Raw genomic sequence first — 22,618 nt, forward strand, 5'->3', positions numbered from 1 at the left:
TTGGCGGCGGCCGGCGCGGTGCCGTGGCCGAACTGGTCGACCAAGCCCTTGTGCTGCGGGCAGTACGAATCGACCGACAACACAAGCACGTTCGCGGCCTGTTGCAGTGTGTAGCCGGCGGCCTGAACGTGGTTCATGACCGACAGAATTCGGGTCTCGGTCGGGCTGTTGTCGAGCGCGGCGCACACTTCGCGGCCGTGCGATTCGGTGTAGGTGATTGATGCGTCGTCGAACGGCGTCGCGTTGGCCGGGTCGCTGAAATACAGTGCGCCGCCGACGATGCTGAACGCCGCGAAGATGTGTACCGACCAGTGCAATCGCGTGACGCGCGCGGCCGACGCCCTGCGCTTGGTAGTGTGGTGGTTGCTCACTTGGAATTCCTTTCCTGTTGGGGGTGGGCTTGCGCCGCCCGGCCGTCGTCGCCGGGCGGCGCGCTTCGTTTAGTCGGCGTTGGGCGCCTGCGGGTTTGGGCCGACTTCGCGGTACGGCGCGAAACTGGCGCTGGTGAACTCGCCGAGCTCGAAGCGCGTGGTTAGCCACGTGCTCGCCACGTCGGGCTGATTGGCCTTGTACTGCCAGGTGCCGGCCTTGAAGTCGTAGCGCCACCGGTCGCCTTCGCGGTCCTGCCAAACCGCGTCGCGCTCATCGGGCCCGAGCCCGCGGTTCTTGATGACGCGAGGCTTGTCGCCGTCGGCGATGTCAAACGGGAGTTTGGGCATTGCAGCGTTTTCCTTGTCGTGTTGTTGGGGGTGTTGTGCACGACGCGCGTCGTCAGGACACGCGGCTAAGCCGACGCCGTGAACGTGGCGAAAGCCCATCGGCGAGGCTGGATGCTGGCGCGACGACCTGCTCTGCCCTGACGGTCGCTCGTGCGCCGACGTTGTTGGTGAATCGCTCGATGAGGTCTTCGACCTGCGCCTCGGTCATGCGCCAGATACGGCCAACGCGATAACCGGAAATCTGGCCGCGATTCAGCCGGCGCGCGAGCCAGCGTTCGCCGTCGGTCCATTCGGCCGGCAGCACCTGCTCAGCGACCTCGGCCAGGGAGAAGGTCCTCATGACAGCATCCCCTTGGCGCGCAAGCGTTTTGCGATCAGTTCGACGCCGCGCGGCAACACCATGAGGGTGTAGTGGGAGCACGAACCCCACTGGTGTTGGACGATCGTTTCTCGGGGTAAGAAATGGTGGGCGAACTGCGCGTAGTGGTCGTATTGAATGTCGCCGCATGGCGCATGGCGCACGTAAATCAAGCCGTCGTCGACCAAGAACCGGCGTAGCTCGGATTCGGTTAGGCCGAATGTCTTGGCGACCTGGCGCACTAGTCGAGCACCGCCCTGCGCGGTGAGGTAGTCGTCGGCGAGAGCAGCCTTTGGTTCCAGCTCAGCGTTGCGTGCCTTCGTCAGCTCGTGAGCTTCGACTTCAGCGGCGTACGCGCGGAGCGCGTCGGGCAGCGTCCGAGGGATCACGAAGTTGCCGAAGCGTTCCGCATCAAGCAGGTGATCGCGGACCTTCCGCGCCACCGGCGAGCCGCGCAGCAGCATCCCGAGCCTTAGAACCGCACGACGCGGCATTAAGCCAATCGACCGAGCGCGCGGGTCCAGATTTGAGAGGGAGCCGAACTCCCGCTCAAATTCGGTGCGGCTGATAACCCGGTAACCGTCGTCGTCGAGCTCGTCCCGGTTGGCCTTGATGTGGTAGCGGACGAGCTCGATATCGACCTCGTAGAAGGCGGCCGCCTGAGTGGTGGTGACATGCATGTCGTCGGGCAGCGTGTGCAGCACGCCCACCTTGTCGAGCACGTCGGTGCGGCCGGCTAGGCGGTCACGGTCCTCGCGGGCGTCGTTGGCGGTCAGGTCAAGCCGCGCCAGATCGGTGCTCATGCCGCCCCCGCCGCCGCCAGTTCCTCGCGGACGATCTGACGAATGAGGTCACGAAGCGCGATCTCGTTTCCGTCTGCGTCGACATGACGCTTCCGTTCAAGCACGGACACCGGGACGTTCAGCGCGGCGGCCAGTCGCCGCGTCGCGTCGGCACTGGGCATCTGTCGCCCGCGTTCCAAGTCGGACAGGTAAGACAGCGAGAACGGCGGGTCGCAGGACGCTGCCAGGTCGGTGAGGCTTCGGCCGTCTTTCGTCCGTAGGACGCGCAGCTCGTGCCAGACGCCGTGCGGGTTTCGTGACTGGATTGGCATGCGTTCGAAGCTACGCCGTAGCTTCGCGTAGATCAAGCGTAGTACGCCGTAGATGTGCCGTACCTACGATGACCTGCAATGTTCGAATATCACACGCGTGTCATTACGTAGTTTGGCGAAGCTACGAAGATTAGACTTCGTAGGTCTACGCGTAGCAGGGTTGGAAGCATGGAAGACATAGAGGCGCCCCCCGAAGCGGTCCTGATTGAGCGGCTTCGAAAGTCACTGCCCAAAAGTGAGTCCGCTGTTTCCAAGGTGGCCAAACTCGCCGGAATAAGCGAAGGTCGCTGGCGTCAGCTTGCCAAGGGCTACCAACAGACCGCCGACACCCGAGTGCGAGCAACCGCGCCGGCCGACACATTGGCCCGGATGGCTAGGGCGGTCGGCGCAACACCATCACAATTGCGGCGAGCCGGCCGCAAAGATGCCGCCACCGAGCTCGATCGCCTACTGAACGCGCCCGAGTCCGACACTTTGCGACTGCTACGGGTGCGCGCAACTCCCGTCGAAGAGCGGTCGCCCGACGACGTGCAGTTCATCGAGGAGTGGGAGGCCGCCCACCCGCGACGGCCCGATCCGAATCTGGGTGTTGACGAGGATGGCAATTGGTTGCCGGTCGAGACGACCTTCGAGAATTGGCAGCGCGCCCGCAACCAACTCAACACCCGCGTGCTGCACTACGCCCGCGCTCGGGGAATCTCGTTCAAAGAAGCTGAAGAAGAGTTGCCACACGTGCAACAGATGGCTACCGACGTCGCAAATGGGACCGGGCGGCCGTGGACGCCACCCTGGGACCCGGGCGCCGAGTTCGAGGAGGGTGAGGAGCCTTGGAAATCAGAATTTTGGACATACACCGAAGCGGTGCCGTCGCCATTCGGTACCGAAGGCCATATCTATCGGCTTGGAACCACATACGACCTCGCTGAAGCGCGACGCCGCCAAGAGATAACCGCCCAAGCTGATGAGGTTTGGAAAGCCGACGCGCACCGACAGACGGCGGAATATTACGAGCGTGAGGGCAAGTCGGCCAACGATGATGCCGACTTGACACCTAACAAGGTCCCGGCATCCGCGTCAGTGCACACTTTCAAGCCGCGCGTCGATTTCGCTTGGCACACACCGGAAATGGAGAAGGCGAGCGCGAAGCTTCGGGAAATGTTTGTGGCGCTGGCGCCTATCGACAAATCTCTTGATTTGTCCGCCGAGCTCGATGTTCTTCACCGCGATTTGGCGCCCATTATGAACACGCCAACTGGCGAGCTCGCGCTGCTTCAGGGCGAAGCCGCGCTGCTGAAGCGGGTGCGTACAAAGCTGGCGAAGTTCCAAGCCGACGCGCAGGTTGATGCGCAAACCGATGCGATGCTGTCCGAGCTTGAGGAATACGTGAACCGAACCGTCACGCTGATGAGCACCCGGGCGGCCGGCGAGCCCCAGCATGCGGCCGCCGCCCGCACGGCTCCCCCGGGCTATCGCAGTCCCGGTCAAGCCGCCCGCGACGCACAAGACCAAGCCAGCGAATCCGGTCAGACGGACAGGGAAAGTTGATGCCAGCGATCCCCGACGATGATCCCAGAAAATGGTCGATGGCAGCCCATACGCGGGCGAAGCACCTGATCCTCGAAAAGTATCTGGCAGCGTGGTTTCCGATCTTGTCGAAGTACAGGGGCCGCGTGCTCTACATTGATGGTTTTGCCGGCCGAGGCCGCTATGACGACGGTAGTGAGGGCTCACCGCAGATCGCGATGAGGACGCTCCTGAATCATCCGATCCTTCCGCAGCGTCCGAACTGCGAGTTCCTTTTCATGTTCATCGAAAAGAACGAGAAGAATGCCGCCGCGTTGGAAGCCGAGCTCGAAGCGCTTGAAGAAACGGGAACGGTCCCGCCGAATGTGAAATGGGGAGTCGTAAACGCGTCATTCGACGAACACATGAGCGGCCTGGTAGAGCAGATGAAAGTCCAGAACAAGAACCTTGCCCCTACATTTGCGTTTATCGATCCGTTTGGCTACACGGCCTTTCCGATGGAACTGCTAGCCGAAATCGCCCGCAGCCCAAGCATAGAACTGTTCATCAACTTCATGGTCGGGTTTGTGCACCGGTTCATCGAACGGGATGGCCAACAGGCGCCGATCGCAGCACTCTACGGGATGGAGGTCGACCAGGTGCTGAAAGGTGTCGTCGCAGGCACTGCGCGCATCGAACAACTCGTCGAGGTCTACATGCAGGCGCTAGCCACCAAAACGGGGCTGCAACACCTTCAGCGGTTCTACATGGTCAACAGCACCGGCAACGTCTCCTATGCGCTCGTGCACGCCACCAATCATCCCCTCGGTCTCAAGAAGATGAAGGCGGCCATGTGGGCTGCCGACCCCCTTGGCAATTACCGATTTTCGGACCGCATGGCCGACATCGACATTTTGTTCGTGCCAGATCCTGACCTGACGCCGCTGAAGGCGGTCCTCCGCGCACAGTTCCGGCATCGGACCGGAGTCGGCGCCGAGGAAGTACGCGAGTGGACCGAGCTGAACACCCCATTCCGGGACAAGCATGCAAACGCTGTGCTCAACGACTTTGAGGCATCAGGGGTGATCGCGGTTCATCGCCCCAGAGGCAAACGACAGTTTGGTCCCGCTGTCACATTCGATTTTCTATAGACCAACAGCGACGGGCATCTCGTCCCACAGTTGCCCATCCAATTGTCGCCCTGAAATTTTCGGTGTGCGGCCGCCCCATTGCTTAAAGAAGAACGCAACGTCAGCGTCTTTGCAGGCGTCGCGAATCCCGCGAATCCATACTGCATCGACGCGCCGGTGGTTCGGGCCAGATTCACCGCCGGCGATCACCCAATGGATGTCGTCTAGTTTGAGGCCGTCGAGAGGCCCGAGTAGTGGTTCGCAGGAGAGGAATCGAACGGCGGCCGGTACGTCGCGGAGGTGGTCGACGCGCGGCAACGCTTCAGCGTTTTCGACGGATACACCCATCCAGAGGTTGGGCGGCCAGTCGAGCTTGTCGGCGGCGCGGCGCAGCCGCAGGCTGCGTTTGGTGAGCACCTGGTAGGTGTGTTGCGGGGTGTCTCGGCAGACGTCGAAGACGTCGCGGATGAAGCCGAGTGGGACACGCGCGTGGAAGAGGTCGCTCATAGAGTTGACGAACACCACGCGCGGTGTCCGCCACCGGTGGGGCTCGTCGAGCGCCTGGGGGTGGATGGTCAGGCCGAAGCCGGGACCGGATGTCCGTGGGTCGCCGTCGTTTTGGTACTTGGCCGATCCCATTGCTTTGAGGCGCTTGGCGAGGGTCATCGCGTAGCAGTTCTCACATCCGGCGGACAAGCGGTCGCAGCCGGTTACCGGGTTCCACGTTGCTTCGGTCCACTCGATAGCTGATCTATCGGCCACACCCACCCCATTCGAAAGTATGTTCGATACGCTTCGTGCTAGTGTAGCTGACCCGCGAATCACAAGCGTGTTATTCGAGGTCAGCGACCTTTTCGTGTCGTACCCGGGTTCTAGCGTCCCATGCCATGGTTTTCGAACATCGCTGGCATCCCTGGCGGACCCTTCGAACCGAACATCACGAGGTCGAGGTGTCGTGCCGGTCCCGACTGCCGGATCAGCTCATGGGTATGCAACGCGGCAGCCGCATTTGGCTGAATCACACGCTCACCCAGGCGGAGCGGCGCTGCACGCTGACACACGAGCTGGTGCATCGTGAGCGTGGAGTCACCCCGTTCGTCGGTTTGGCCGCAGTGCGCGAGGAACGGGTAGTCGACGAGATCGCGGCGCGCCGGCTCGTCACTATCCCGGCGCTTGTCGATGGTCTGCGGTGGACCCGGGACCCGGGCGAGCTCGCCGACCACCTGTGGGTTGACGAACCCACGCTACAAACCCGCATGAACACCCTTGATCCACTCGAAGTGGCCGAGCTTGAGAACGCTTTGGACGGTGAGTGGCTGTGGATTCCCTGACCGACGAGCAGCGCGCCATGCTCGACTTCGAACGACTGTGGTGGGCCATGACGGGCAGGAAAGAAGCGGCGATCATGGCGCAATTTGCGATGTCCCCGGTGCGCTACTACCAGGTGTTGAACCGGCTGTTGCCGCTCCCGGCGGCGCTGGCCTATGACGCGGTGACGGTGAACCGGCTGCGCCGCATCCGCGCGGTGAGTCGCAGTCGGCCATCGGTTGAATCAGAACAGCCCGCCACCTGACGGTGACGGGCTGTCTGGGAGAGAATTCGATCATGGCGTGACGTTGCGGCGCCCGCAATTCACCCCTGGCTTGTTGGGTCGAGCAACTTGCCCATGACGTCGGCGGCCGCCTGGGCACTGCGGCGGTCAAGGTGGCCGTAGGTGCCAACTGTGGTCTCGATGGACTCGTGGCCTAGGTGCTGCTGAATTACCGGGAGCGGGATGCCGGCCTGAATGAGCCAGCTCGCACACGTGTGGCGCAGATCGTGCACCCGGGGGGTCTTGTGAATTTTCGGTTCTGCGCGCTTGATGGCGGGCCGCCAGACTCGCGGCGCGAACCCGTGGATGCGGACAGGGGCGCCGACGCGGTTGACGAACAACCATTCATGCGAGTAGTCGAGCCGATCGAGGACAGTTTTCGGCACGTTGATGGTGCGCAGCGACTTGCGCGTTTTGGTCGCGCCGAGCGTGTAGCCGGTGTCGCTGCTGTATTTCCATGCCCGCGCGATGCGCACGGTACCGTCTTCACGGTTGACGTCGCTGGGCCGCAGTGAGGTCGCTTCTCCCCAACGGCAGCCCGACGCCACAAGGAATTCGACGAGCGGACGCCACGGCTCGGTGATGGCGTTCAACAAGATCGCGAACTCGTCACGCGACAGGAACACCATTTCGCGTTTCTCCCCGCGAGGGATGCGCGCGCCGGCGGCCGGGTTGGCGGCGATCTTGTCGGCCTTGACTGCGGCGGTCAGTGCCGACGACAGGAACCGTTGTTTGTTGGCGATGGTTTTCGGCGATCCGGTCATGCCTTGAATCCAGCGCGCGACGTCGCGGTCGGTCAACTGGTCAAGCGGCACCGATCCGAGGGTCGGGGCGATGTCATTTTTGAGGTATGCGCGGTACGTAGCAACGGTGTCGGCTTGCGCTCCGGTCAGGTGGTCTATGTGCTCTTGGACCCATTCCGTCACTGTGACGCTGTGGGCGGCGCGGGGCTGGCGGTCGAGGCGGTGAAGCGCGATTGCCTTCTCGGCGCCGAGCTGGTTGACGGCGGTCTTGAACGTCTGCGCCAACTGCTCGGTCTGGAAGGTGTAGCAGGACTGCCGGCCGTCGCCGTATCGGAAGAAGACGCGGTACGCGGTGGTGCCGTCTTTGCGTTGATTGGTGCGGATGGACGCCACGGCGGACACTTTACCGCGCTGTTGTGGTGAAAAATATGGTGAAAGGCTGTCGAATGCTAGATTTATGCCGTTCTACCTGCTACTTTCGGTGGAGCTAAGGGGACTCGAACCCCTGACCCCCACACTGCCAGTGTGGTGCGCTACCAGCTGCGCCATAGCCCCAAGATGTCGTGCCCATCGAAGTTACACCAACGGCAACCGCGGTTCAAAGTTGCTGCTCAGGCAGGTTAGACGTGTGCGGAGACGGCATCGGATCAGGCTCGGCGACGGGCACCGGCCGCGTTTCGGGCGCCGCGAGCCACCCGACGGCAGCCACCAGCAAGACGATCCCGCTGATGGTGAAGCCCCAGCCGTAGTTCAGCCGCTCGGCGACCCACCCAAGCGTCATCGAACCGACGATGGCGCCCAAATCAGACATCATCTGCACCGCTGCGACTGGACTGCCCGCGCGCGCCTCGCTGCCGAGGATGTCGGCGACCGCAGCCTGCATCGGTGACATATAGATGCCCGTCACCGCACCGACGACCACCGCAGCGACCAGAAAAGTCATCAACGACGATGCGGCGCCCAGGAAGACGGTTGCCACACCGGACAATGTCAGACCGACGATCATCAACGTGCGCCGTCCCATCCGATCGGACAGGTAACCGCTGGGGATCATGGCCATGGCATTGCCTCCGGCGAACGCCGCCAGCGCAATACCAATAATGCCGACACCGCGGCCCATGATGTCGGTGATGAACAACGGAACCAGGGCGACACGAAGGCCGAACGCCGACCAGCCGGTCGCGAAATTCGCCCCCAGCGATGACCAATAGGCGCGGACCCGCAGCGCCTCGCGCATCGTCACCGTCGATCGTGTCGGCGGCCCGGGAGCGGCCAGGGTCGAATTCCGCAGGCTGTAGAACAGCACCACCACCACGCCCAGCAGTGCGACGCCGTACACGATGAACGGAGCGGTCAGCCCCCAGCCCGCGGCCACTGCACCGACCGCCGGACCACCGACCGCACCGACCATGAATGACGTGGTGAATAAGCCCGCGACGCGTCCGCGCGCGTCGGGCGGGCTGATATGGATCATCAATCCCAACGCCGACACATAGAACATCGTCGAGCCGATTCCGCTGATGACGCGGTAGACCAGTAATTGCCAGTAAGCCTGGGAAAAGGCGCATGCCGCGGTCGCCACCGCAACGATCAGCATGCCGCCGATATAGATGCGTCGCTCCCCCAGCCGCTGCACCAGTTGGCCGCTGATCGGCGCGAAACACAGTCGGCTCAACGAGAAAACGGTGACCAAAAAAGTCACCGCCTTGATGCTGACCCCGAAACTTCGGGCAAAAGACGGCAGCGCGGGCGAAATGACACCGTAGCCCAATGCGACCATGATATTTGCCCAGCTAAGGATCCAAACTTCGTGCGGCAGACGGGTCGAACGCAACGAGCGCCCTCCCGTGCGGGCAAGGCGGAGGGAAAGCGTCACCCAATGACTTTAGAAACCACCTCGCGCGCGCTTTGTTGCACCTCCGCTAAATGCTCGGGTCCGCTGAAAGACTCCGCGTAGATTTTGTAGATGTCTTCGGTGCCCGACGGCCGCGCGGCGAACCACGCGTTGGCCGTGGTGACCTTTAATCCGCCCAGCGGTGCACCATTCCCGGGCGCCGCGGTCAGCTTGGCGGTAATGGGCTCCCCCGCCAATTCCGTCGCGGTCACCTGGTCGGCCGAGAGTTTCGACAGAAGGGCCTTTTGGTCGCGATCAGCGGGCGCGTCGACCCGCGCATAGAACGGCGTGCCGTACTCGGCGGTCAACCGCTGATAGCGCTGAGACGGACTCGACCCGGTGACGGCGAGTATCTCCGAGGCCAGCAGCGCCAGGATGATGCCGTCCTTGTCGGTGGTCCACACCGACCCGTCGCGCCGTAGGAAAGAAGCCCCGGCAGATTCCTCTCCACCAAAGCCGATGGTGCCGCCGATCAGGCCGTCGACGAACCATTTGAATCCGACCGGCACCTCGATCAACTTGCGGCCGATGCCGGCGACCACCCGGTCGATCATGGACGAACTGACCGCGGTCTTACCCACGGCGATGCCGCCCGGCCATGACGGCCGCTGCGTGTAGAGATATTCGATGGCCACCGCCAGGTAGTGATTCGGGTTGAGCAGACCCCCGTCGGGCGTGACGATGCCGTGCCGGTCGGAGTCGGCGTCGTTGCCGGTGGCGATCTGGTAGCGGTCGGGGTTGGCGGACACGTTCCGGATGAGCCCCGCCATCGCGCACGGCGAGCTGCAATCCATCCGGATCTTGCCGTCGTGGTCGAGCGTCATGAACCGCCATGTCGCATCGACCAGCGGATTGACCACGGTCAGATCCAGGCGATGCCGCTCGGCGATCTCGCCCCAATAGTCCACGCTCGCCCCGCCCAGCGGGTCGGCCCCGATGCGCACCCCGGCCGCGCGGATGGCATCGATGTCGACAACGTTGGGCAGGTCGTCGACGTAGTTGCCCAGGTAATCGTGGCGCTGCGCCGCCTGGAGCGCGCGGGCCAGCGGCATGCGCTTGACTCCCGAACCGTCGCGCAGGATTTCGTTGGCGCGCTTGGCAATTGCGTTGGTCGCATCGGTGTCGGCCGGCCCGCCGTTGGGTGGGTTGTATTTGAAGCCGCCATCCGATGGCGGGTTGTGCGACGGTGTCACCACGATCCCGTCGGCCAACGCCTCGGTGCGGCCGCGGTTGTAGGTCAGGATGGCGTGGCTGACCGCGGGTGTCGGCGTGTACCGGTCGCGGGAGTCGATCATGGCGACGACATCGTTGGCGGCCAGCACTTCCAGCGCCGACACCCAGGCCGGCTCGGACAGGCCGTGGGTGTCCCGGCCGATGAACAACGGACCCGTGGTGCCGTGGGCGGCGCGGTACTCGACGATGGCCTGGGTGATCGCCAGGATGTGAGCCTCGTTGAACGCTCCATCCAGCGCCGACCCGCGATGACCCGACGTGCCGAACGCCACCTGCTGAGCGACGTCGCCGGGGTCGGGCTGAGTCGAGTAATACGCCGTCACCAGGTGAGGCAGATCGACGAGGTCTTCGGGCTGGGCCGGCTGACCGGCGCGAGGGTTGGCCACCATGGTTACCAATTCTGCCCGTGTCCGAGTCCCCCCGGGCTGCGCCGGTCTGGACTCCGGCCATACGCTGCGTAGCGCATCGGCAAACGGAGGGATCAACCCAGGTGGCGCAACGGGACTATCGCGAATTGGCCGCGGTTTTCGCCGGTGGGGCGCTGGGCTCCCTGGCCCGCGCCGGACTGAGCACCCTCGCCGGCGGCGACCCGGCGAGCTGGCCGTGGCCGACGTTCACGGTCAACATCGTCGGGGCTTTTCTGGTGGGCTACTTCACCACCCGGCTGCTGGAGCGGTTACCGACGTCCAGCTATCGGCGGCCCCTGCTCGGCACCGGATTGTGCGGCGGTTTAACCACTTTCTCGACGATGCAGGTCGAGACGCTGAAGATGATCGAACACGGCCATTGGGGGCTGGCCGTCGGCTACACCGTCACCAGCATCGTGCTGGGATTGCTGGCCGTACACCTTGCCACCAAGTTGGTGCGGCGGGTACGGGTGCGCCGGTGACCGCCGCCACGGTGACGACGGCTGCGGTCTGGGTGGGCGTCGTGCTCATCGGCGGCGTCGGCTCGGTGCTGCGGTTCGTCGTCGACCGTGCGGTGGCGCGCCGGGTGTCCCGGCCATTTCCATTCGGCACCCTTGTCGTGAACATCAGCGGCGCAGCGGTTTTGGGCTTCCTCGCCGGTCTGGCACTGAACAAGGAGGCGGCCCTGTTGGCGGGGACCGCCTTCGTCGGCGCCTACACCACGTTTTCCACCTGGATGTTGGAAACGCAGCGGCTCGGCGAGGAGCGCCGACTGAGCGCCGCACTGGCCAACATCGTCGTCAGCGTCATGCTCGGTGAAGCCGCCGCCTTCATCGGACAGCTGATCGCACACCAGCTTTGATACGCGCCTGCCGTCAGATGCCGCGCTGCCGCGGGATGTCGTCGGGAGTGCGAGGCAGCACGTATAGCGCCATCCGCCGATTCGACATGTCGTGCTCACCGAGGAACACGCAGCCGCCTCGCTCACAGAACTTGCGCGCCAACACGTTGCGATGATCGGGGTCGAACATGATTCGGCGACATTGCGGATCGAGGGTGAAGATGCTGATCACCAGATACGGCAGCAGGTGACTGACGTGTCCGCGCTCGATGTAGTCCAGATCGGCGACCGCGACGTGCAAACCCAGATCGTGCGGGTCGTGTTCATACCGCCGAGCGATGGAATCCTTTGCCGCTCTGTATAACTCAATGTATCCGCGGTCGACGCCGTCCAGCGTCGCGACAAACGGCCGAGAAAAGTCGCCCTCCAGTTGCGCCCGCAGGTATCGATGCCACCGCGCCACCGGCCAGTCGGACTCCCAAGCCTCGGCCAAGTGCGGCCGGTTCATCCACTCCGAAATCATCTCGGCGTCGGCGTCCGGGTCTGCAAGGCGCATACCGTACGGCTCGGGCAACTCCGGAATGGGCGGCGGCGGGACGCTGCGGATCACCTCGGGAAGGTCGGTCAGTTCCCGCGGGAGGATGCGGTCGGAGTTGGTCATATCAACGGGACGAGCCTACGACGCTGCTGGTTCGAACCCGGTTCAGCGGGGCTTCAGAAGCTTAGCCAGGACGGCCGCCTGGCTGATGTCCGGATCACGGGTCGCGGTCACCAGCGTGACGGAACCGCGCTTGGCGAGCTCGCGCAGCTCGTCCAGGGCGCTGCTGTGGCGCAGTTCGCTCTTATAGCGTGATGCGAATTCGTCGAACCGGTCCGCATCGTGCTGATACCAATCGCGGAGGTCCTTTGACGGCGCGACGTCCTTGCACCAGATACCCACCCGCGGATCGTCTTTGCGCACTCCTCGCGGCCAGATCCGATCGACCAGCACCCGCTGCCCGTCGTCCGGGCTGACCTCGTCATAAACCCTCGCCACCCGGATCCGGCTCTTGGCGCTCACAGGTCCAGGGTAACCGCGGACCTCGTCGCGTCGACCGGTTCAGTAGTGGTAGGTATCCGACGGTGCCGGCGAGTGATCGCGCTCTTCCTCGTCGATATCCAACGCCTCGATGCCGTAGGCGCGCGCCAACTCGAGGATCTTGGTGGCCCGGGCTATGCGAGGCAGATCGGATCCGTTGCGGATCTCTCCCCCATCGCGCTCGAAGTCGACGAAAAATTCTTTCGCCCAAGAGATTTCGTCCTGAGACGGTGAGAGTCCCTCATTGACGACGGCACATTGGTCGGGGGTCAGGCAGATCTTGCCGGTCATCCCGAACTGCGTGGAGACAGCGGTGGCCTCGATCAATTTCAGCGGATTCGAGCCGATGGTCGGACCGTCGATCGCACTGGGCAGATCGGCGGCCTTGGAGGCGATGGTGAAGCGTGACCGCGTATACGCCAGGGTGGCCGGGTCCTCCCCGAAGCCGGTATCGCGGCGGAAGTCGCCGATGCCGAACGCCAGCCGGAAGGTGCCCTTGGTCGCGGCGATCTCGGTGATGCGCTCCAGGCCGCGCGCCGTTTCCACCAGGGCGACGATCGGCACATCGGGCAGTCGTTTCGCGGTCTCGGTGACGTGGTCGACCGATTCGACCATCGCGAGCATCACCCCGCCGACCGGCGTCGTGGCCAGGGCGGCCAGGTCGTCCGCCCACCAGGGAGTGCCGAAGCCGTTGATGCGGACCCAGTCGACGTTGCCGGCACCCAGCCAGCCCACCACGTTGTCGCGGGCGGCGTGCTTGTCTTTGGGTGCCACCGCATCCTCGATGTCGAAAACGACGATGTCAGCACGCGAATTCACCGCGGACTGGAACCGATCGGCATGCGCACCGTTGACCAGCAGCCAACTTCGGGCGAGTACCGGGTCGATGCGAGAGCCGATGTCTTCGGGCTCGGCGGCGGCGGTGCTGTTGACCTGTTCGTACATTTCGCTGATCTGTCGTCTCTGTGTGTCGGTTCCGGCTTGCTGTTGATAACGGTAGCGATTATCCAGAACCCGTGGTCCCATATGAGCCGCGAAAACAAAGGCACTGGGCATCGGCCACCGCGCACCGGCGGTGCGACGACCACCAGCCCGACCTATGCCATTACCGAAAAGGACCGTGCCGCAGCGCAATACAGCTTGCTGAAGAAATGAGCATCGGCGTAAATCTCCGGGTAAGGGCCGAGGGCCCGCGGTGGTCCGGCGTTTAGCCGTTTGCTTGCCGGGTACTTCTCGCAACAGCCGCACACAGCCCAGCGTGCGTTTCCCACTCAGCCCAGCACAGGAGGTACCTGCGATGGCCGAGATGATTATCCAGTCACCCGACGAAGTCGTCGCGTTCCTCAAAGCACAGCACAACCTCATCGAGGACATGTTCGATCAAGTGCTGCACGCCACAGATCCGAAAGCGCGTGAAGAGCCGTTCGCGGCGCTGCGCCAATTGCTGGCGGTCCACGAGACGGCCGAAGAAATGGTGGTGCATCCGCGCGCGCGGAAGGAACACGAGGACGGCGACGCGATTGTCGACGCCCGGCTGAAAGAAGAGCACGAAGCAAAGGAGCTGCTGTCCAAGATCGAGCAGCTCGATATCACCTCGCAACAGTTCATCAACGAACTCACCAAGCTGCGCGAAGCTGTGCTCGACCATGCCCAGCTTGAGGAGAACGAGGAGTTCCCGGTGCTGCAGCGCAACCTGGACACCGACGATCTGAAGCGGATGGGCGCGGCAGTACGCGCCGCCGAGGCCATCGCACCGACGCACCCGCACCCTGGCGTGGAATCGGCCAAGCTGAACTTCGCGCTGGGCCCGTTCGCGTCAATGCTCGACCGTGCGCGCGACCTGATCGGACGGGCCTTGCCCTAGCGGCTCACCCGGCGAGCACAGTGGACGCCACGCGGGTTTCCGTAGGCTCGATCAGATGAGCGTTGCCCCGGATACCACCGTTGCCCTCCAAGACCGGTTCTTCCGCGAGTTGCCGGAGATGGCGGTGCGTTGGCAGGCCGAGACGTTTCCCGAGCTGCAGCTGCTGGCACTCAATGAGCCGCTTGCCGCCTCGCTGGGCCTCGACGCCGACTGGCTGCGCGGCCCCGAAGGGCTGCGCTTCCTGGTGGGCAACATGGTGCCCAGCGGCGCCACTCCGGTGGCGCAGGCCTACGCCGGGCATCAGTTCGGCGGCTTCGTTCCGCAGTTGGGCGATGGGCGGGCGCTGCTGCTCGGCGAACTGGTCGATGCCGATGGACGGCTGCGAGACGTGCACCTCAAGGGTTCCGGTGCCACACCGTTCGCCCGCGGCGGTGACGGCCTGGCCGCGGTCGGGCCGATGCTGCGCGAGTACATCGTCAGCGAGGCGATGCACGCCCTGGGCGTGCCGACGACGCGGTCGTTGGCCGTGGTGGGCACCGGACGCCCGGTCTTTCGCGAAGAGACACTGCCTGGTGCCGTGCTCACCCGGGTCGCCAGCAGCCATCTACGGGTGGGCAGCTTCCAATTCGCAGCGTCGACCGGCAACGTCGACCTGCTGCGCCGCCTCGCCGACCATGCGATCGCCCGCCACCACCCCGATGCCGCCAAGGCGAAGAATCCCTACCTCGCCTTATTCGAAGCGGTGGTCGCCGTCCAGGCCTCGCTGATCGCCCAGTGGATGCTGATCGGCTTCGTCCATGGCGTGATGAACACCGACAACACGACGATCTCGGGCGAAACGATCGATACGGACCGTGCGCATTCATGGAGGCCTACGACCCGGACACCGTCTACAGTTCGATCGACTTCTGGGGACGCTATGCCTACGGAAACCAACCGGTGATCGCCGGATGGAATCTCGCCCGGTTCGCCGAGACGCTTCTTCCGTTGCTCTCGGAGAACACGGACGAGGCCATCGCGCTCGCCGAGCAGTCGTTCGGGATATTCCAAACCCGCTACGACGCGGTATGGAGCACCGGGATGCGCACCAAACTCGGCTTGGCCGCCGACGTCGACACCGAAGTCGCCGCGGGGTTGGTCAACGACCTTCTGCTGCTACTCAAGCAGAATCATGTCGATTACACCTCGTTCTTCCGGCAGCTCGGCTACGCGGCACGGGGAGACAACAAGTCCGACGCTGAACCCGCCCGCGGGTTGTTCCTGGATCTCGCCGGCTTCGACGCGTGGTTAACGCGTTGGCGCGCCCTGGGTCCCGATGCCGACACGATGGACCGCACCAACCCGATCTACATTCCGCGCAACCATCTGGTCGAGGAGGCCTTGGCGGCGGCGACGGCCGGCGACCTCGGCCCGCTCGAGCAGCTGCTCGGCGCGGTGACCGCGCCCTACGCGCAGCGGCCCGGCCTCGAGCGCTATGCCAGCCCCGCCCCCGAGGATTTCGGCAAATACCAAACCTTCTGCGGCACTTAGCTTTTAAGCCAGTTTCACAAACTCGGCGTGCAGGTCGTCGAGACGGCGAAGAGTCTGGTCACGTGGTTCGGTGGGCAGATCCAGCAATAGGTGTTCCACACCCAACTCCGCATAACCCTCGAGCTCGCTCGCTATCGGTTTGCCGCCGTGGAAGTGGATCACCGGTAGGTTCTGGCCGGCCACGTCACGCAATTGGCCAAGCAGAGGCGACAAATCTTTCGCCGATCCCGTCATCGAAAGCCAGCCCGCGTTCAGCCGGGCGATGCGCTTGAAGCCTGCCGGTCCGCCGCCCAGATACAGCGGCGGGTAGGGCTTCTGCACCGGCTTAGGCCAGCTGTAGATCGGGTCGAAGTTCACGAATTCTCCATGGAATTCTGCTTTTTCGTTCGTCCAAATCTCGATCATCGCGTTCAGCCGGTCATCGACCACACGACCTCGCACCGAGGGATCGACACCGTGATTGGCGATCTCCTCGCGCAGCCAGCCCACCCCCACGCCGAAGCGGAACCGACCCTGCGACACCAGATCCAGCGACGCCACCTCTTTGGCCGTGTGGATCGGATCGCGCTGCGGCACCAGCGCGATGCCGGTACCCAAAACCAAGTTCTCGGTCACCGCGGCGGCCGCCGTCAACGCGACGAACGGGTCCAACGTGCGGTAGTACTTCGGCGGAATCGGGCCGCCGCTTGGGTACGGGGTTTTCGCGTCGACCGGAATGTGTGAATGCTCAGCCAGGAATAACGATTCAAAGCCGCGCTGCTCGAGCGCCTTGCCCAGGTCCACCGGACCAATGCCATCGTCGGTAACAAATGTCAGCACTCCGAAACCCATGACGCTCAGTCAACCGCATCACCGCCGGCCTGTCAGCGCGTAGTTGTTTCGGCGGCCAGTTGTCCGCCGTCGGTGACCGGGGCCAACCGCGCCATTCCGCGCAGGATCCACGGGGTGTGCCGCGCCAGCAACGCCACCGCCCGGTCCGATCGACGCATCGACGTTCGGGGACCGGGCGTGGGTGCCGCAGCCAACCGCGCTTCACGCGACGCCATGCTCACGCTATGACGGTCAACGGCGACCAACTCCCACTTGCCGGGAACACCGCGCAACTCGACGACACCCCGCTCCCGGAAACCGATTCCGGAGCCGACCACCAAGTCACGAACCGTGCGCGACACCAGGATTTCACCGGCACCGGCGTGACCGAGGATCCGAGCCGCGATGTGCACCGCGATTCCGCCGATGTCGGTATCCATCAGTTCGCACTCGCCGGTATGGATTCCAATGCGAATCTCGACGCCCAGTTTCTCGACACCGTCGCGCAGGTTCTCAGCGCACCCGATGCCTTGGGTGGGGCCGTCGAACGTGATGAGGTAGCCATCGCCGGTGCTCTTGACCACGGTGCCGCCGTACCGAGCCGTGGCCTCCGCGGTGATCTCGCCAAAGCGCTGCAGGATTGCCCGCCATCGCTCGTCGCCAGTCGCCGCCGCACGTTCGGTCGAGGCGACGATGTCGGTGAACAGCACGGTGCGCAAAGCGCGATTCGACGGTGGCGGCGTGGCGTGACTACCGGTGAGAAGCTCTTCGATCTCGGTGGCGATCTTGTCCGGATCGGTGAACCATGGCGCATGGTCCGTGCCGTCGAGCTCAACCATCTTCGCGTTGGGAATGTGGTCGGCGAGGTACCGGCCCGCCTGCACGGGGACGCCGGGGTCTCGGGTGGCATGCACCACCAGGGTGGGCATGGTCAGCGTCGGCAAGATCGGCCGCACATCGATCTGGAACGCCGCTTCGAGTGTGGCCCGTGCCATTCCCGGGCTCGCGCACATCCGTTCCAACATTCCCAGCTGCCGCGAAGACCGGACCGAGGGCAGCAGACATTTGAGGGCCTCGCCACTTCCCCACGCCGACAGGACAGCCCGGCCGAACTTCTGAAAGCCGATGATCTGTTCTTTAGACGGCGTGTACTCCTCGCCGATCTCGAGTATGGAGCGTGCCCGCAGCTTGGCCGGATCGACATCGAGGTCGTCCCAACCCTCGCTGGGAAGGTATGCCGCCGTGCCGGTGAGGATCAGAGCCCTCGTCCTCTCCGGACGCGTCGCGGCGAACAAGATGGCCGCCGGGCCGCCTTCGCTCACCCCTAGCAAGGCGGCCCTTTGGAAGCCCGCGGCGTCCATGACCGCCTCGATCTCGCCAGCCCGATCATCCAGAGTGCGGACCCGTGGAACCGGATCCGACAACCCGACGCCCGCCTTGTCGAAGAGGATGATCCGACAAAACGTCGCGAGCCGCTCCATGAAGGCCTGGAACTCCGGCATCGTCCAGTACAGCTCGACGTGGCTGGCGAACGAGCCAGCGAAGACAAGGTCGATCGGCCCGCCGCCGAACACCTGGTAGGCGAGGCTGAGATCACCGCAGTTTGCGTACGCCGTCTCCGGCACGAACTGAGCGTACCGATTGCATCGCGTTCTAGGGCAGCAAAAACTGACCGATTCGCTTAGGCAACTCGGCTCACGGCGTTGGTTCTGCCGCCACCGGCCGACGGGCCGGACGTACCGCCCCCCACAGTCCGGTGGCGACACCGACGGCGGCGCCGCCCAGGCCGATCATCTGCTGCGAGGGCTTCAGCTCGCCGTGCACGCTCATCCCGCCAACCAGGTCGGCAACGTCGGCACCGGCGGAGGCCAGGAACCAGCCTCGGGTGTTTTTCCCGCGCAGCGCCGCGGCGGCGAGCAGGGCACCGATCAGCGCGTCGCGATAGCCCATCGACCGCAACAGCAATTGCGCGGTGGGCGTCGGCTCATCCGGGTCGCCCCACAACTTGTTTGCGCGTAAAGGATCGACGAGGAATGAAACACCAGAGGCAAGTCGGATGGTGCCCGCAAGTAGGCCGAACCGGTCAATTGACATGGTCTGTGAGCCTAAGAGGAAACCGCCCGATCGTGCACGCATTCAAAGCGAAAGTCGATCACGGCGCCGGGCAGGCGTCGGCGATCTGCAGCGACGCCGGCCACAGCGCCGTGGTCAGCCCGAAGGCGGTGACGTCAGCGCCGGTCGGCCACACACTTTCGATACGCGCCTGAATCCGCTGGGTCTGCTCGGGGTGAAAAACCGTCCACACGAAGCCAATACAGAGATATGGGAGGGCCAGCCACACCGCCAGTTCGATCAGCGCGCCGACGCTGACCTTGTGCCCCAGGATGCGTCGGACCGGGTTCATCGCACTTTCGATTCCGCCCATAACCGCACTCCCAGCTACCGCAGCACCAGCTTCAGAGCGTAGTCGACCACGGCATCGAGATCACTGCCCAAATGCCCGGCCAGCCACTGCTGCGCAAGCTCGGCCATGGCACCCGTGTACAGGGCCGCGGCCACCTCTGCGGCCACCGGATCGGAATCGGGGTTGAGGCGCCAGCCCTCGGTCAGCACGCCCTCGCGCAGCATGTCCTCCGTCGCGCGACGCCGCGCCGCCAGTACCGGGTTGGTGCGGGCATCCGTGAACAACATCCGGCCGCGGCGCGGATCGGCCGACGAGAAGCCGAGCACCGCCGCGATGCCGGCCCGCGTCCGGGCCCGCAGCGAATCCCCCGCCTGCTCGATGGCGGCCTCGACCACTTCGGCAAGCTGCTCACTCACCCGGTCGTAGACCGCACCAAGCAGATCGTCGGTGTCGCCGAAGCTTTCGTAGAAGTATCGCGTGTTCAGCCCGCATTCCCGACATACCGAACGCACCGAGACCGCCGCCTCACCCCCACTGCCGAACAGCCGATAGGCGGCCTCGACCAGCAGCGCGCGCCGCTCGGCGCGGCGGTCCTTGAGCGGTATACCGGCCCACCGGGTGGGACTCGACATCCCTACAGCCTAAGTCGAGGTACCCCAGGTCTTGTCACACCCGTAGCCAAAACTTATTCTGGTTACAGTCGTGACCAGAAATTCCGAGGGAGTGCGTCGTGTTTCTGCCACACCAGATCGTCGGGCAGATGATCAACAAACGGTTGGACGACAACGTCCGGCGGTACTTTTTCCGTGGCATGGAGTTCGCCGCGCCCGTCGGCGATCCGGGCTGGTTCGGCCCACGCAGCGCCGTCTGGCACGTGCATTCGCACCTGCCCGCGCTGATCTTCGGACTGCAGTGCGCCGCTTTCATGGAAACCCTTGACCCATCGATTTATTGGATGGGAATGCAACACTCGCGACTGATCAAGCGGGACGCCAACGGAAACCCGATATCGCACGTGCCCCACATTGATCCCAAAGGCGCCGCCACACGCCTCGGCCACTCGGTCGCGTTCTTTATCGGCACGGCGTACGGGTCGACGGAGACCGCCGAACGCCTGGCGAAATCCGTGCGAGCGATGCACCACACCATCAAGGGCACCCGCCCGGACGGCGCACACTACGACGCCGACGATCCGGAATGGCTGCGGTGGAACTACGCGACGGTCGTCTGGGGTATCGCCACCGCTCACGAGCTTTATCACCCAATGCCGTTGCGCGGCAAGAAACTCGACCGTTACTACGGTGAGTTCGTCCGGGTCGGGCACGCGTTGGGAGGCACCGATCTGCCCACCACCAAGGCCGAGACGCTCGAGTGCCTCAAGTCGTACTTACCGAAATTGGCTGTCACGCATGGGAAAGCGATGGGGACCGGGCCGAACGTGCCGATGCCGCAGGCGGCCGTCGACTGGGCGATCCGCGACACCATGCCGAAATGGGCTAAGCAGATGCTGCAGCACCGCGACTGCAACATCGTCGAACGCACCGCCCGCCGCACCGCGGTGTGGTCAATCATCAACGGGATCAACGCCGCATCCGGTCCCGCCCCGGAATTCCGGCAGGCCCAGGCCAGGGTCAAGAGCGGCACCACGGTCCCGCACACCCTGCCGACCTACGTGCTCGGCAGTGATCCGGTGTGCAGCCGCTCCGAGGTGGAGCGCAGCTTCGAATCGGTGTAGCCGCTTGCCCTGCCCGCCGTTTGCCGTGCCCGGCGGTTGCATGGATGTTCGACACTGGGGGCATCTCACAAACTTCCCCGGCGAAACGTCTACCCAACATGACAGTGAAACGGCCGTTCGAGGCGGTGGTCGTCGACCACGGTTCCGCCGTGTTGCGGGTGTGCCGCGCCATCCTCGGGCCGGTCGACGCCGACGACGCCTGGTCGGAGACCTTTTTGTCCGCCCTGCGCAGCTACCCGGACCTGCCCGCCCAGGCCAACGTCGAGGCCTGGCTGGTGACCATCGCGCACCGTAAGGCCATCGACTTCACCCGAGCCCGGGCACGACGCGCGGTGCCCACCGACCACGTCCCCGAGATTGCCGGCCCGACGGCTTCCGGCGCGGACGACGACCTCGCCGACGCACTGGCCCGCCTGCCGGCCAAGCAGAAGCAAGCGGTGGCCTACCACTACCTGGCCGGCCTGCCCTACTCCGAGATCGCCGCCATCCTCGGCGGTAGTCCCGACGCCGCCCGGCGCGCCGCCGCCGACGGCATCGCCACCCTCAGACGCACATACCCCGGCATCACCGCCGGCACAACCGGGACAGGAGACCACAAATGAGTGACGAATTGACTCGCGGTCTGGCGCGCATCACCGATGCCAGCGCCGAGCACCTCGACACATTGCACGCCCGCCTGGCCGCCACCGCAGAACGCGAGGGTCTCCTCGACGTCGCCTACCGGGTCGTCGACAGCCCGGTCGGCGCCTTGCTCATCGCGGCCACCGAACTGGGCCTGGTCCGTGTCGCCTATGCCAGCGAGGGACACGACGCCGTCCTGCAGAGCCTGGCCGACCGGATCAGTCCACGCATTCTGCGCGCACCCGACCGCCTCGACGCGGCCGCAAGGCAACTCGACGAGTACTTCACCGGCAAGCGCCGAGAATTCAGCGTGCCGCTGGACTGGCGGCTATCGGCCGGATTCCGCAGCACGGTGCTGCGCCATCTGCCCGAGATCGGGTACGGCCACACCGCGAGCTATGCCGCGGTGGCCAAGCTGGCCGGCAACCCCACCGCGGTTCGCGCCGTCGGCAGTGCCTGCGCCACCAATCCGCTACCAGTGGTGGTGCCATGCCATCGGGTGATACGTAGTGACGGCGCCATGGGCGGCTATCTCGGTGGTGTGCAAGCCAAACGCATCCTGCTCACCCTCGAGGCCGCGGCGTGAGTCGGGGAAAAGTCGAATCCCGTTGCGGTGCGGCCTGATCCGGCCGCTAGGCCGCGCCGGGCGTACGGATGGGGCCGTCGGCGGCCGGCGTCGGCGCCGGCGGCGGTGGCGTCTGGGTGACGTGCTGGCCCAGGTGCTGGGGACAGTAGGCGCTGGCCGCGATCATGGTGAACTGGGCGGCGCCGTCCACGGTGAACCCCGGATTACTCGATGACACGCTCTTGATGACCTCGACCTGCGGACTGCCCTCGTCCATCAGTTGACACGCCCTCTTACCCACCCCGACGGCGGCAGCCGGATCCTGATAGGTGATGCCCGCTTGACTGAGCGCGGCGAGGAAGCTCGCGTCAGCGCCCGAAGTGCCGACCGGATCGGCATACGCGGGCGCGGCCACCCCGATGAGGGCAGCGCTGCCCGCAAGCACTACCAGCATTCGCATCGCTTCATCCTCATACAC

General features: G+C 64.6%; 28 protein-coding genes, 1 tRNA gene and 1 pseudogene. 11 read left to right on the top strand and 19 right to left on the bottom strand.

What is annotated here, in order from left to right; translation table 11 throughout:
* From A5625_RS23615 to A5625_RS23635, 5 genes are all read right to left on the bottom strand, one after another.
* A partial coding sequence (locus A5625_RS23615; RefSeq protein ID WP_156748495.1) for a DUF732 domain-containing protein occupies positions 1 to 371 on the bottom strand: 371 nt, incomplete at its 3' end.
* A gap of 69 nt (positions 372 to 440) precedes the next feature.
* A complete protein-coding gene (locus A5625_RS23620) occupies positions 441 to 719 on the bottom strand; it encodes a hypothetical protein (protein WP_066999873.1) in 279 nt (92 codons plus the stop codon).
* A gap of 52 nt (positions 720 to 771) precedes the next feature.
* A complete protein-coding gene (locus tag A5625_RS23625) occupies positions 772 to 1,059 on the bottom strand; it encodes a hypothetical protein (RefSeq protein WP_066999875.1) in 288 nt (95 codons plus the stop codon).
* On the bottom strand, positions 1,056 to 1,880 hold the full coding sequence (locus A5625_RS23630; RefSeq protein ID WP_066999877.1) for a phage antirepressor KilAC domain-containing protein: 825 nt from the start codon (positions 1,878 to 1,880) through the stop codon (positions 1,056 to 1,058). Before A5625_RS23630 ends, A5625_RS23625 begins: the two co-directional genes overlap by 4 nt.
* The gene (locus A5625_RS23635) at positions 1,877 to 2,191 is read right to left on the bottom strand and encodes a helix-turn-helix domain-containing protein (RefSeq protein ID WP_066999880.1); all 315 of its coding nucleotides are present in this window, start codon (positions 2,189 to 2,191) and stop codon (positions 1,877 to 1,879) included. Before A5625_RS23635 ends, A5625_RS23630 begins: the two co-directional genes overlap by 4 nt.
* A gap of 489 nt (positions 2,192 to 2,680) precedes the next feature.
* Between A5625_RS23635 and A5625_RS23640 the strand changes: the two genes are divergently transcribed.
* Positions 2,681 to 3,736 carry a hypothetical protein gene (locus A5625_RS23640; protein ID WP_232003803.1) on the top strand — a complete coding sequence of 352 codons (1,056 nt, stop codon included), beginning with the start codon at positions 2,681 to 2,683 and terminating at the stop codon, positions 3,734 to 3,736.
* Complete coding sequence (locus A5625_RS23645; protein ID WP_066999886.1) at positions 3,736 to 4,845, top strand: three-Cys-motif partner protein TcmP; 1,110 nt, start codon at positions 3,736 to 3,738, stop codon at positions 4,843 to 4,845. The genes A5625_RS23640 and A5625_RS23645 overlap by 1 nt, the downstream gene beginning before the upstream one ends.
* Here A5625_RS23645 and A5625_RS23650 read toward each other — a convergent pair.
* Positions 4,840 to 5,586 carry a DUF5131 family protein gene (locus tag A5625_RS23650; protein WP_066999950.1) on the bottom strand — a complete coding sequence of 249 codons (747 nt, stop codon included), beginning with the start codon at positions 5,584 to 5,586 and terminating at the stop codon, positions 4,840 to 4,842. The two genes, A5625_RS23645 and A5625_RS23650, sit on opposite strands and share 6 nt — an antisense overlap.
* Before the next feature lie 125 nt (positions 5,587 to 5,711).
* On the opposite strand from A5625_RS23650, the gene A5625_RS23655 reads away from it, so the two are divergent.
* Together A5625_RS23655 and A5625_RS23660 are read left to right on the top strand one after the other, a co-directional pair.
* On the top strand, positions 5,712 to 6,155 hold the full coding sequence (locus A5625_RS23655; RefSeq protein WP_066999889.1) for a hypothetical protein: 444 nt from the start codon (positions 5,712 to 5,714) through the stop codon (positions 6,153 to 6,155).
* Positions 6,156 to 6,172: 17 nt separating this feature from the next.
* Positions 6,173 to 6,397 carry a DUF3263 domain-containing protein gene (locus tag A5625_RS23660; protein WP_232003804.1) on the top strand — a complete coding sequence of 75 codons (225 nt, stop codon included), beginning with the start codon at positions 6,173 to 6,175 and terminating at the stop codon, positions 6,395 to 6,397.
* A 59-nt stretch (positions 6,398 to 6,456) separates the two neighbouring features.
* Here A5625_RS23660 and A5625_RS23665 read toward each other — a convergent pair whose 3' ends face one another.
* From A5625_RS23665 to pgm, 4 genes are all read right to left on the bottom strand, one after another.
* Positions 6,457 to 7,551: a site-specific integrase gene (locus A5625_RS23665; RefSeq protein ID WP_066999953.1), complete on the bottom strand. Its 1,095-nt coding sequence runs from the start codon at positions 7,549 to 7,551 to the stop codon at positions 6,457 to 6,459.
* An 89-nt stretch (positions 7,552 to 7,640) separates the two neighbouring features.
* Positions 7,641 to 7,713, bottom strand: a tRNA-Ala gene (locus A5625_RS23670).
* A gap of 43 nt (positions 7,714 to 7,756) precedes the next feature.
* Positions 7,757 to 9,034: an MFS transporter gene (locus A5625_RS23675; protein ID WP_304441900.1), complete on the bottom strand. Its 1,278-nt coding sequence runs from the start codon at positions 9,032 to 9,034 to the stop codon at positions 7,757 to 7,759.
* Positions 9,031 to 10,674 carry a phosphoglucomutase (alpha-D-glucose-1,6-bisphosphate-dependent) gene (pgm, locus tag A5625_RS23680; RefSeq protein WP_066999898.1) on the bottom strand — a complete coding sequence of 548 codons (1,644 nt, stop codon included), beginning with the start codon at positions 10,672 to 10,674 and terminating at the stop codon, positions 9,031 to 9,033. The genes A5625_RS23675 and pgm overlap by 4 nt, the downstream gene beginning before the upstream one ends.
* Positions 10,675 to 10,775: 101 nt before the next feature.
* Here pgm and crcB (A5625_RS23685) point away from each other — a divergent pair, with 101 nt between their 5' ends.
* Both crcB (A5625_RS23685) and crcB (A5625_RS23690) read left to right on the top strand, forming a co-directional pair.
* Positions 10,776 to 11,174, top strand: a complete 399-nt coding sequence (crcB, locus tag A5625_RS23685; RefSeq protein ID WP_066999901.1) for a fluoride efflux transporter CrcB — start codon at positions 10,776 to 10,778, stop codon at positions 11,172 to 11,174.
* Positions 11,171 to 11,554 (top strand): fluoride efflux transporter CrcB, encoded by a 384-nt coding sequence (crcB, locus tag A5625_RS23690; protein ID WP_156748499.1) that lies wholly within the window; start codon positions 11,171 to 11,173, stop codon positions 11,552 to 11,554. Before crcB (A5625_RS23685) ends, crcB (A5625_RS23690) begins: the two co-directional genes overlap by 4 nt.
* 13 nt (positions 11,555 to 11,567) lie before the next feature.
* On the opposite strand, the gene A5625_RS23695 is transcribed toward crcB (A5625_RS23690), so the two are convergent.
* From A5625_RS23695 to A5625_RS23705, 3 genes are read right to left on the bottom strand one after another with little or no spacing between them, the layout of a single operon-like run.
* A complete protein-coding gene (locus A5625_RS23695) occupies positions 11,568 to 12,194 on the bottom strand; it encodes a GNAT family N-acetyltransferase (RefSeq protein ID WP_066999904.1) in 627 nt (208 codons plus the stop codon).
* A gap of 42 nt (positions 12,195 to 12,236) precedes the next feature.
* Positions 12,237 to 12,593 (bottom strand): DUF488 domain-containing protein, encoded by a 357-nt coding sequence (locus A5625_RS23700; RefSeq protein WP_066999907.1) that lies wholly within the window; start codon positions 12,591 to 12,593, stop codon positions 12,237 to 12,239.
* A gap of 39 nt (positions 12,594 to 12,632) precedes the next feature.
* Positions 12,633 to 13,565 carry a CoA ester lyase gene (locus A5625_RS23705; RefSeq protein WP_197516209.1) on the bottom strand — a complete coding sequence of 311 codons (933 nt, stop codon included), beginning with the start codon at positions 13,563 to 13,565 and terminating at the stop codon, positions 12,633 to 12,635.
* 343 nt (positions 13,566 to 13,908) lie between these two features.
* Here A5625_RS23705 and A5625_RS23710 point away from each other — a divergent pair, with 343 nt between their 5' ends.
* Both A5625_RS23710 and A5625_RS23715 read left to right on the top strand, forming a co-directional pair.
* Entirely contained in the window at positions 13,909 to 14,475 is a 567-nt protein-coding gene (locus tag A5625_RS23710; protein WP_066999910.1) for a hemerythrin domain-containing protein, read from the top strand.
* 55 nt (positions 14,476 to 14,530) lie between these two features.
* Positions 14,531 to 16,005, top strand: a pseudogene (locus tag A5625_RS23715) (YdiU family protein).
* 3 nt (positions 16,006 to 16,008) lie between these two features.
* On the opposite strand, the gene A5625_RS23720 reads toward A5625_RS23715, so the two are convergent.
* The 5 genes from A5625_RS23720 to A5625_RS23740 all read right to left on the bottom strand — a co-directional run bounded on the left by A5625_RS23720 (position 16,009) and on the right by A5625_RS23740 (position 19,851).
* Positions 16,009 to 16,836, bottom strand: coding sequence for an LLM class F420-dependent oxidoreductase (locus A5625_RS23720; RefSeq protein WP_066999912.1), 828 nt, complete (start codon positions 16,834 to 16,836; stop codon positions 16,009 to 16,011).
* A 32-nt stretch (positions 16,837 to 16,868) separates the two neighbouring features.
* A complete protein-coding gene (locus A5625_RS23725) occupies positions 16,869 to 18,440 on the bottom strand; it encodes an adenylate/guanylate cyclase domain-containing protein (RefSeq protein ID WP_066999915.1) in 1,572 nt (523 codons plus the stop codon).
* A gap of 70 nt (positions 18,441 to 18,510) precedes the next feature.
* Entirely contained in the window at positions 18,511 to 18,909 is a 399-nt protein-coding gene (locus tag A5625_RS23730; RefSeq protein ID WP_066999962.1) for a DUF4267 domain-containing protein, read from the bottom strand.
* A gap of 58 nt (positions 18,910 to 18,967) precedes the next feature.
* Complete coding sequence (locus tag A5625_RS23735; RefSeq protein WP_066999916.1) at positions 18,968 to 19,240, bottom strand: hypothetical protein; 273 nt, start codon at positions 19,238 to 19,240, stop codon at positions 18,968 to 18,970.
* Positions 19,241 to 19,254: 14 nt separating this feature from the next.
* Positions 19,255 to 19,851, bottom strand: coding sequence for a TetR/AcrR family transcriptional regulator (locus A5625_RS23740; RefSeq protein ID WP_066999919.1), 597 nt, complete (start codon positions 19,849 to 19,851; stop codon positions 19,255 to 19,257).
* 98 nt (positions 19,852 to 19,949) lie between these two features.
* Here A5625_RS23740 and A5625_RS23745 point away from each other — a divergent pair, with 98 nt between their 5' ends.
* From A5625_RS23745 to A5625_RS23755, 3 genes are all read left to right on the top strand, one after another.
* Positions 19,950 to 20,954, top strand: coding sequence for an oxygenase MpaB family protein (locus A5625_RS23745; protein WP_066999922.1), 1,005 nt, complete (start codon positions 19,950 to 19,952; stop codon positions 20,952 to 20,954).
* 98 nt (positions 20,955 to 21,052) lie between these two features.
* On the top strand, positions 21,053 to 21,556 hold the full coding sequence (locus A5625_RS23750) for an RNA polymerase sigma factor (RefSeq protein WP_066999924.1): 504 nt from the start codon (positions 21,053 to 21,055) through the stop codon (positions 21,554 to 21,556).
* Complete coding sequence (locus A5625_RS23755; protein WP_082984532.1) at positions 21,553 to 22,161, top strand: methylated-DNA--[protein]-cysteine S-methyltransferase; 609 nt, start codon at positions 21,553 to 21,555, stop codon at positions 22,159 to 22,161. Before A5625_RS23750 ends, A5625_RS23755 begins: the two co-directional genes overlap by 4 nt.
* A gap of 46 nt (positions 22,162 to 22,207) precedes the next feature.
* Here the strand turns inward: A5625_RS23755 and A5625_RS23760 are convergent, their stop codons facing one another.
* The gene (locus A5625_RS23760) at positions 22,208 to 22,600 is read right to left on the bottom strand and encodes a DUF732 domain-containing protein (RefSeq protein WP_066999968.1); all 393 of its coding nucleotides are present in this window, start codon (positions 22,598 to 22,600) and stop codon (positions 22,208 to 22,210) included.
* Between the last annotated feature and the right edge of the window lie 18 nt (positions 22,601 to 22,618).

The sequence above is a fragment of the Mycobacterium sp. 1465703.0 genome, assembly GCF_001672975.1.
In the GTDB taxonomy this organism is placed as follows: domain Bacteria; phylum Actinomycetota; class Actinomycetes; order Mycobacteriales; family Mycobacteriaceae; genus Mycobacterium.

Bases quoted from the DNA above. Each gene is read 5' to 3' on its own strand.
- A5625_RS23620 (WP_066999873.1), bottom strand. From the start codon at position 719: ATGCCCAAACTCCCGTTTGACATCGCCGACGGCGACAAGCCTCGCGTC.
- A5625_RS23625 (WP_066999875.1), bottom strand. From the start codon at position 1,059: ATGAGGACCTTCTCCCTGGCCGAGGTCGCTGAGCAGGTGCTGCCGGCC.
- A5625_RS23630 (WP_066999877.1), bottom strand. From the start codon at position 1,880: ATGAGCACCGATCTGGCGCGGCTTGACCTGACCGCCAACGACGCCCGC.
- A5625_RS23635 (WP_066999880.1), bottom strand. From the start codon at position 2,191: ATGCCAATCCAGTCACGAAACCCGCACGGCGTCTGGCACGAGCTGCGC.
- A5625_RS23645 (WP_066999886.1), top strand. From the start codon at position 3,736: ATGCCAGCGATCCCCGACGATGATCCCAGAAAATGGTCGATGGCAGCC.
- A5625_RS23655 (WP_066999889.1), top strand. From the start codon at position 5,712: ATGGTTTTCGAACATCGCTGGCATCCCTGGCGGACCCTTCGAACCGAA.
- A5625_RS23660 (WP_232003804.1), top strand. From the start codon at position 6,173: ATGCTCGACTTCGAACGACTGTGGTGGGCCATGACGGGCAGGAAAGAA.
- pgm (WP_066999898.1), bottom strand. From the start codon at position 10,674: ATGGTGGCCAACCCTCGCGCCGGTCAGCCGGCCCAGCCCGAAGACCTC.
- A5625_RS23695 (WP_066999904.1), bottom strand. From the start codon at position 12,194: ATGACCAACTCCGACCGCATCCTCCCGCGGGAACTGACCGACCTTCCC.
- A5625_RS23710 (WP_066999910.1), top strand. From the start codon at position 13,909: ATGGCCGAGATGATTATCCAGTCACCCGACGAAGTCGTCGCGTTCCTC.
- A5625_RS23720 (WP_066999912.1), bottom strand. From the start codon at position 16,836: ATGGGTTTCGGAGTGCTGACATTTGTTACCGACGATGGCATTGGTCCG.
- A5625_RS23730 (WP_066999962.1), bottom strand. From the start codon at position 18,909: ATGTCAATTGACCGGTTCGGCCTACTTGCGGGCACCATCCGACTTGCC.
- A5625_RS23735 (WP_066999916.1), bottom strand. From the start codon at position 19,240: ATGGGCGGAATCGAAAGTGCGATGAACCCGGTCCGACGCATCCTGGGG.
- A5625_RS23740 (WP_066999919.1), bottom strand. From the start codon at position 19,851: ATGTCGAGTCCCACCCGGTGGGCCGGTATACCGCTCAAGGACCGCCGC.
- A5625_RS23750 (WP_066999924.1), top strand. From the start codon at position 21,053: ATGACAGTGAAACGGCCGTTCGAGGCGGTGGTCGTCGACCACGGTTCC.
- A5625_RS23755 (WP_082984532.1), top strand. From the start codon at position 21,553: ATGAGTGACGAATTGACTCGCGGTCTGGCGCGCATCACCGATGCCAGC.
- A5625_RS23760 (WP_066999968.1), bottom strand. From the start codon at position 22,600: ATGCGAATGCTGGTAGTGCTTGCGGGCAGCGCTGCCCTCATCGGGGTG.